The 7,450-nt window shown below is 75.0% G+C and carries 7 protein-coding genes and 1 pseudogene; 5 read left to right on the forward strand and 3 right to left on the reverse strand.

Annotated features, from left to right (window positions below; all coding sequences use genetic code 11):
- Nucleotides 1-35 precede the first annotated feature (35 nt).
- Together A2U95_RS06790 and A2U95_RS06795 are read right to left on the reverse strand one after the other, a co-directional pair.
- Nucleotides 36-1,253 carry a DUF3152 domain-containing protein gene (locus A2U95_RS06790; RefSeq protein ID WP_240957226.1) on the reverse strand — a complete coding sequence of 406 codons (1,218 nt, stop codon included), beginning with the start codon at nucleotides 1,251-1,253 and terminating at the stop codon, nucleotides 36-38.
- A gap of 242 nt (nucleotides 1,254-1,495) precedes the next feature.
- Nucleotides 1,496-2,533: an alpha/beta fold hydrolase gene (locus A2U95_RS06795; protein WP_166021306.1), complete on the reverse strand. Its 1,038-nt coding sequence runs from the start codon at nucleotides 2,531-2,533 to the stop codon at nucleotides 1,496-1,498.
- Between the two features lie 254 nt (nucleotides 2,534-2,787).
- Here A2U95_RS06795 and A2U95_RS06800 point away from each other — a divergent pair, with 254 nt between their 5' ends.
- The 4 genes from A2U95_RS06800 to A2U95_RS06815 all read left to right on the forward strand — a co-directional run bounded on the left by A2U95_RS06800 (nucleotide 2,788) and on the right by A2U95_RS06815 (nucleotide 4,569).
- Complete coding sequence (locus tag A2U95_RS06800) at nucleotides 2,788-3,018, forward strand: hypothetical protein (RefSeq protein ID WP_166021307.1); 231 nt, start codon at nucleotides 2,788-2,790, stop codon at nucleotides 3,016-3,018.
- A 192-nt stretch (nucleotides 3,019-3,210) separates the two neighbouring features.
- A complete protein-coding gene (locus A2U95_RS06805) occupies nucleotides 3,211-3,852 on the forward strand; it encodes a TetR/AcrR family transcriptional regulator (protein ID WP_151771388.1) in 642 nt (213 codons plus the stop codon).
- An 88-nt stretch (nucleotides 3,853-3,940) separates the two neighbouring features.
- Complete coding sequence (locus A2U95_RS06810) at nucleotides 3,941-4,168, forward strand: DUF3107 domain-containing protein (protein ID WP_151771968.1); 228 nt, start codon at nucleotides 3,941-3,943, stop codon at nucleotides 4,166-4,168.
- Between the two features lie 140 nt (nucleotides 4,169-4,308).
- A complete protein-coding gene (locus A2U95_RS06815; RefSeq protein ID WP_166021308.1) occupies nucleotides 4,309-4,569 on the forward strand; it encodes a hypothetical protein in 261 nt (86 codons plus the stop codon).
- Nucleotides 4,570-4,768: 199 nt separating this feature from the next.
- On the opposite strand, the gene A2U95_RS06820 is transcribed toward A2U95_RS06815, so the two are convergent.
- Complete coding sequence (locus A2U95_RS06820) at nucleotides 4,769-5,521, reverse strand: ferritin-like fold-containing protein (RefSeq protein ID WP_166021309.1); 753 nt, start codon at nucleotides 5,519-5,521, stop codon at nucleotides 4,769-4,771.
- Between the two features lie 621 nt (nucleotides 5,522-6,142).
- On the opposite strand from A2U95_RS06820, the pseudogene A2U95_RS06825 reads away from it, so the two are divergent.
- Nucleotides 6,143-7,450: pseudogene (locus A2U95_RS06825) on the forward strand (DEAD/DEAH box helicase); the annotation flags it as partial.

Raw genomic sequence — 7,450 nt, forward strand, 5'->3', positions numbered from 1 at the left:
GGCGGTCGTGCCCCGTGCGCATGCCGGAGCGCGGATCAGCCGTTCGGGTAGGCCCAGGCGTTCGGCCGGCAGTGGATCCCGTCGTGGTCCAGGAACTTGGTCTGCTGCTGCATCACCGGCGCGAGCCCACCGTCCTTGGAGCACTCCACGTGCCCGTATCCCAGGCGGTGGCCCACCTCGTGGTTGATCAGCATCTGCCGGTAGGCGTGGATCCGCCGGTCGCCGTACGTCTCGGACCCCTTCGCCCAGCGGTAGGCGTTGATCATCACGCGCGAGGTCGACGCGGAGTCGCAGGAGACGTTGTCGACCGTGGTGTCCAGGCCCGACTTGGCGCACCACTCGGCCGTGGTGCCCGGGCTGGCCAGGGTGATCACGAAGTCGGGCTTCCCGGAACCGTCCTCGGGGACCCGCTTGAAGGCCAGCCCGTCGTGCGCCCAGCTCCGCTCGTCGTTGAGCGTCCTGTGCACGGCCTCGGCGAACAGGTCGCCGTCCAGCCCCAGATCGTCCTCGACGTCGACGCGGTAGAGGAACTCCTGTCCCTCGCGCGGGGGTTCGTCGGTCCCGGGCACCGCCGTGAAGGACCCGGGGCCCTGGAGGTCGGGGCCCAGGTCGTAGACGAGCCCCATCCGCTGTTCGTAGGTGAGGCCGTCCAGGTTCCACGCGGGCGGCAGCGGAGAGGGTTCCCCCGTGCCCGGCGGCTCCCCGCCGCCCCCGCCCGGCACTCCGGCCGCCTGGGCGCCGCCCACCGAGGCGGACCGGTCGGCGGCGACCTGCTCGGAGACCGTCACGCCCAGCACCACCAGCACCGCGACGGCGAGCGCACCGGTGAACAGGCGGCCCTTCACGCCGCGCCGCGGTCCGGCCTGCCGGCGCCCGGCGCGCGGTTCCCGCGGCGCCGGCAGGAGACCGGCTCCGTCCTCGCCCCCAGGTCCTCCGGGGCGGACCGGTCCGTCCGCGGAACCCGCCCGGCCCGGCCCGCCGGGTCCGCCGGGTCCGCCCGGCCCGGCCTGTCCGCCCGGTCCACCGGGACCGCCCGGTCCTCCCGCTCCGCCGTGCCGTCCGGCGGACGGCAGGTACCGGTCGCGGTCGTCCAGCGTGTCGTAGTAGGGCGCGGGCCGCCCGAGCGAGACCGGGCCCTCGGCCCGCGCCACCAGGTCACGGGGCTGCTCGCTCCAGGCGAACCGGTCGTCCTGGTCCTGGGCTCCCCCGTACCACGGGTACGCCTCGCGCTCCTCGGGGTGGCCGCCGCGCACCGGGGAGGGCGCGCCGCTCCGGCCGTGCGTGACGCCGGTCGGCGCCGACGGATCGGGGGCCGGCCGCGGGGGCGGCTCCCAGGGGCTCCAGGCGTCGTCGGGGTCGAGTGTCCCTCCGGCCCCGGCAGGACGCGCGGGCCCTGCGCCCCGGCCGTCGCGGGCGGCAGCCGCCTCCGACGTACCGGGTGCGGCATCTGCGGGCCTGGCCGGCCCCCGGCGACTGTGCCGTCCCACGCGCTCCCTCAGCTTTCGGTTTCCGTCGCGGCCAGGACATCGTCGGCGTCGCCCGGGCCGCGCTCCCGCGTGCCCCCGCCCGCCGTTCGGGCGGGGACGGCGTCCTCCAGGAACTCGCGGACGGCCCGGGCGACCGTGTCCGGACACTCCATCATGGCCACATGTCCGGCTTCCGGCAGGGCGAGCAGCCTCGAACGGCGGAAGGCGCGGGCCGCCCGGCGGGCCATCCGGAAGGAGACCAGCCGGTCACGGCCGCCGTAGACCAGCAGGGTGGGCGCCGCGACCCGCTCGGCGTGCCGCCAGAGCCGGTGCCGCCCCGCCAGGGTGTACGCGTCGACGATGCCGCGGGCCGAACGGGCCATGGCGTCCCAGAAGTAGGGAAGCCGCTGACGCCGTTCCATCTCCGCCACCGCGGCGGCCAGTCCTTCCCCGGTCACCTTCCCGGGGTCCCCGTAGGTGAGCCCGAGCACGCCGCGGACCCGCTGTTCGGCCGTCCACTCCCGGGTGAGCCGGGTGAAGAGCACCGCCACACCGGGCACCGCCAGCAGCCCGGTCGGCACCGCGCCGCGCTGCACCCGCAGTTCCGGCAGGGCGGGCGAGACCAGGGTGAGCGAGCGCACCAGGTCGGGGCGGAGCGCCGCGACCTTGGTGGCCACGGCGCCGCCCATCGAGTTGCCGAACAGGTGGACCGGACCGCGCCCGGACGCCTCCAGGTAGCGGACGACCGCACGGGTGTGACCGGTGATCGAGTAGTCGCCGTCGTCCGGCGGCGGGGAGTCGCCGAAGCCCGGCAGGTCCACCGCCTCGCAGTCGAGCAGGTCGTCCAGCAGCGGCATCAGCGCCGACCAGTTCTGCGAGGAACCACCCAGCCCGTGCACGAAGAGCGCCGGCTCGGCGTCCTCGCGGCCGGGGCGGCGGGAGCGGACCGACAGGGTCACGCCGCGCAGCGCGACCGACCGGATCCGCTCACCGTCCGCACGGACCGGCGCCACGCGGGGCAGCACGTCGCCGGCGGGCGGGACGGGCGGCGGGTCGGTCGAAGACATGCGCCAATGTTACGAGACGATCACGCCCCGCCAGGTTCGCCGACGGCCGCCGACGGTGTGGGGGCCGTCACAGCGAACGGGAGCGGACGGGCCGGTGTGACCCGGGCCCGCCGGGGCACACATCCGCACGCGGAGGCATCGCGTCGCCGCCGGGTGTCTCCTAGGCTCGGTCCCACAGGGCACCCCGCCCCCGCAGCGGCCCGCCGCGCCGGGGGGAGCCGGACGAAATGGCAGACCCACGAAGGGAGCCCATCATGGCCGTCGACCCGACCGACCCGGAGACCTTCGCCGACCAGGAGGAGCAGGAGGAGACCGCCCCGGAGATCGCCGTCGAGGCGCCCGAGCACGACGCCGCGGAGCAGCACGCGGACGTCCGGCCCGGCAAGGACGAGCCGGTCCGCGGCGACGCGCGCGACCACGCCAGCGACGCCGACCTCGCCGAACACGCGAGGGTGGTGGAACTCGACGAGGACGACTACCGGTGACTCCGGCCGGTGCCGGCCGGAGGACCGTGGTACCGCCCGGCGGGCGCCCGGCCGCGGCACACCCGGCGCTCCCGCCGCGGCGGTCCCTGTCCGCCCGTTGAAATTCTCCGGTCGCAGGACTCGCGGCACGGTTACCGAAAAGTACGATGGTGCCGCGGCGCACACCGCACAAGGACGATCATGGGAGGCGGCGTGACAGCCATCGAGCAGACAGAGGCGGCACGCCCGCGCGGCACCCGGCTTCCGCGCCGTGCCCGGCGGAACCAGCTTCTGGGCGCCGCGCAGGAGGTCTTCGTCGCGCAGGGGTACCACTCCGCCGCCATGGACGACATCGCCGAGCGGGCGGGCGTCAGCAAGCCGGTGCTGTACCAGCACTTCCCCGGGAAGCTCGAGCTCTACCTGGCCCTGCTGGACCAGCACTGCGCGGCGCTGATCCAATCCGTCCGCGCGGCGCTCGCCTCCACCAGCGACAACAAGCAGCGCGTCCGGGCGACCATGGACGCCTACTTCGCGTACGTCGAGGACGACGGCGGGGCCTTCCGCCTGGTCTTCGAGTCGGACCTGACCAACGAGCCCGCGGTCCGCGAGCGCGTGGACAAGGTGACCAACGAGTGCGCCGAGGCCATCTGCGACGTGATCGCGGAGGACACGGGGCTCTCCCGCGAGGAGTCGATGCTGCTCGCCTCGGGCCTGGGCGGCCTCGCCCAGGTCGTGGCGCGGGCGTGGCTGCACAGCGACCGCAGCGTGCCGCGGGACAAGGCCGTGCAACTGCTGGCCTCGCTGGCCTGGCGCGGCATCGCCGGGTTCCCGCTGCACGGCAGCGAGACAGCCTGACGGGTCCCGCCTGGACTAATGTGTGCCGGGTACGGCGCGGACACGTGTGGAACGTCCGCGCACCACTGACCGTCGGAGGGACATGGCCGTGGAGGTCAAGATCGGCGTGCAGCACGCGCCCCGCGAGATCGTTCTGCAGAGCGGTCAGAGCGCCGAGGAGGTCGAGCGGCTCGTCGCCGAGGCGCTCGCCGGCAAGGCGGCACTGCTGACCCTGGTGGACGAGCACGGCCGCAAGGTCCTTGTCCCGGCGGAGCGTCTCGCCTACGTCGAGCTGGGCGAGCCGGCTCCGCGCAAGGTGGGCTTCGGCGCGCTGTAGTGCGGCGTCGCGGGTCACGCGACGGACGACGAGGGGCCGGACGGCTGTTGAGCCGTCCGGCCCCTTCGCGTGTGCGGGGCGGCACGCGCGGGTAGGCACACCGGGACCTTCCAGCACGCCCCAGGTGAAGGGACCACGCCATGTTCTTCCTCGCGGCGCCGGCCTCGGTGCTCCTCGGGCTGCTGCTCGCCTGCGCGGCCGTCCACCGATTGCCGCACCGGCTGCCCCGTGCGGGCACGGTCCTGGCCACCGGTGCGGTCGGCGCCCTGCTGGGCACGCTGATCACCCACGGCGCCCTGGACCCCGCCCGGCCCGCGCCGCTGCTGCTCGGCGCCGCGGCGCTCTCCGCGGCCTCGCTCTCGCTGCTGCTGCGGCCGGAACGCCGCCGGGGCATCGGGTGACACCCGGGCCCGCCGCGACGCCGGGCCCAAAACCCCCGCCCGGCGGGCGCCGGCCCGGGGACCGCAGCGGCCCGGGGACCTCAGTGCCCCGGGGATCCCGCCGCCCGGGGAGCGCGTGACCTGCGGGTCACGCGGTCCGGGGATCACGCGGTCCGGGACCCCGGCCTCCCGGGGACCGTCCCGCCCGGCGACCGGCGGTTCAGGACGCCAGACCGAGGGCGGCCATCCGCTTCGTGTGGGCCTCGGTGATGCGGGAGAACATCCGGCCCACCTCCGCCAGGTCGAAGCCGTCGGCGACGCCGCCCACCAGCATGGTGGAGAGCGCGTCCCGCTCGGCCACCACCCGCTGCGACTGCGACAGCGCCTCGCCCATCAGCCGCCGCGCCCACAGCGCCAGGCGTCCCCCGACCCGCGGCTCCGCCTCGATGGCCGCCCGCACCTTCTCCACGGCGAACTCGGCGTGCCCGAGGTCGTCGAGGACCGCCAGCACCAGTTCCCGGGTGTCCGAGTCCAGCCGCACCGCGACCTCGCGGTAGAAGTCCGCCGCGATCGAGTCGCCGACGTAGGCCTTGACCAGGCCCTCCAGCCAGTCGGACGGGGCCGTCTGCCGGTGGAAGCCGTCCAGCGCCGCGACGAAGGGCGCCATGGCCTCCTCCGGGTCGGTGTCGATCTCCGCGAGCCGGGCCCGCAGCCGGTCGAAGTGGCCGAACTCGGCGGCGGCCATCTTGGCCAGCTCGCCCTTGTCCGAGAGGCTCGGCGCCAGCTTGGCGTCCTCGGCGAGCCGCTCGAACGCCGACAGCTCGCCGTACGCGAGCGCTCCCAGCAGGTCCACGACGGCGGCGCGGTACTGCGGGTCTGCGGAGGCCTGCTCCCAGGTCTGCTCGGCGACCCTCGCGGTCGCGGCGTCCGGAGCGGCGTCGGTCTGGCCGGTGGCATTGTCAGGCGTCGTCATGAAACGAACGATAGTCCGCCCGGCCGCCGCCCCGCCGTCACCGCCCGGGCCCGCCCGGCCGGCGCCGTCCGCGGCGGGCCGTCCGGGGGCGGGCCCCGCGGGGACGCCCGCCCGGCCGGCGCCGTCCGCGGCGGGCCGTCCGGGGGCGGGCCCCGCGGGGACGGGCCCCGCCGGGCGGCGACGGCGCGGTGTGAGGAGCGCTACGTCACCGCACGGACCCTCGCATGTGCGCGATTCCGGGGTATGGTGGTATTGCGCCCGCCGTATCCGGCGGGCCGCAGGAATGAGGATGCCCGGTCGGTGGCCCGATCGGCTCCGACCCGACAGCCCTCCTCGCCCGCAGCCTCCACGCGTGCGGCCACGGAGGGACCCTCAGCGGTACGAGTGCTGGAGCGTCGGCGTGGTCCCGCGCCACGGGCCCGTCGCCCGAGCAGGGCCGACGACGTCCTTCCGGTTCGGTACGGCCGTGCCCGACACGGTTGACCCCCGCGCTCGCCTCGCGCCGCGCCACACAGAAGAGGCAGCACCCTGACTACCACGTTCCGCGATCTCGGAATTCTTCCTGAGACGGCCGAGGCCCTCGAGGCCGTCGGCATCGTCACCCCCTTCCCCATCCAGGAGATGACGCTCCCCGTGGCCCTCTCGGGCTCGGACGTCATCGGCCAGGCGAAGACCGGCACGGGCAAGACCCTCGGTTTCGGCCTCCCGCTCCTGGAGCGCGTCACCGTCCCCGCCGACGTCGAGGCCGGACGGGCGAGGCCGGAGGACCTGACCGAGGCGCCGCAGGCGCTGGTCGTGGTCCCCACCCGCGAGCTCTGCACCCAGGTCACCAACGACCTGCAGACCGCCGGCAAGGTCCGCAACGTCCGCGTCCTGGCGATCTACGGCGGCCGCGCCTACGAGCCGCAGGTCGAGGCCCTGAAGAAGGGCGTCGACGTGGTCGTCGGCACCCCGGGCCGCCTCCTCGACCTCGCGGGCCAGAAGAAGCTCGACCTCAAGCACGTCAGGAGCCTGGTCCTCGACGAGGCCGACGAGATGCTCGACCTCGGCTTCCTGCCGGACGTCGAGAAGATCATCAACATGCTCCCGGCCAAGCGCCAGACGATGCTGTTCTCGGCGACCATGCCGGGCGCGGTCATCGGCCTGGCCCGCCGCTACATGTCGCAGCCCACGCACATCAGCGCCACCTCGCCGGACGACGAGGGCAAGACGGTCGCGAACACCAAGCAGTTCGTCTACCGCGCGCACAACATGGACAAGCCGGAGATGGTCGCCCGCATCCTGCAGGCCGAGGGCCGCGGGCTGGCGATGATCTTCTGCCGCACCAAGCGCACCGCCGCCGACATCGCCGACCAGCTCCAGCGCCGCGGCTTCGCCTCCGGCGCCGTCCACGGCGACCTGGGCCAGGGTGCCCGCGAGCAGGCGCTGCGCGCCTTCCGCAACGGCAAGGTCGACGTGCTGGTCTGCACCGACGTCGCCGCGCGCGGCATCGACGTCGAGGGCGTCACCCACGTCATCAACTACCAGTCCCCCGAGGACGAGAAGACCTTCCTGCACCGCGTCGGCCGCACCGGCCGCGCCGGGGCCAAGGGCACGGCCGTCACGTTCGTCGACTGGGACGACATCCCGCGCTGGCAGCTCATCAACAAGGCGCTGGGGCTGGACTTCAACGACCCGGTCGAGACGTACTCCACGTCGCCGCACCTGTTCTCCGACCTCGGGATCCCCGAGGGCACCAAGGGCATACTGCCGCGCTCCGAGCGGACGCGGGCCGGGCTCGGTGCCGAGGAGCTCGAGGACCTGGGCGAGCCGGGCGGCCGCAGGAACGACCGTGAGCGGGGCCGGGGCGGCCGGGGCCGCGGGCGCGACGCGCGCCCGGCGGCCGACGTCGCCGAGGCGCCGGAGGCGGCCGGGGAGGAGCGCGCCCCG

The organism is Streptomyces chilikensis, assembly GCF_001642695.1.
In the GTDB taxonomy this organism is placed as follows: Bacteria; Actinomycetota; Actinomycetes; order Streptomycetales; family Streptomycetaceae; genus Streptomyces; species Streptomyces chilikensis.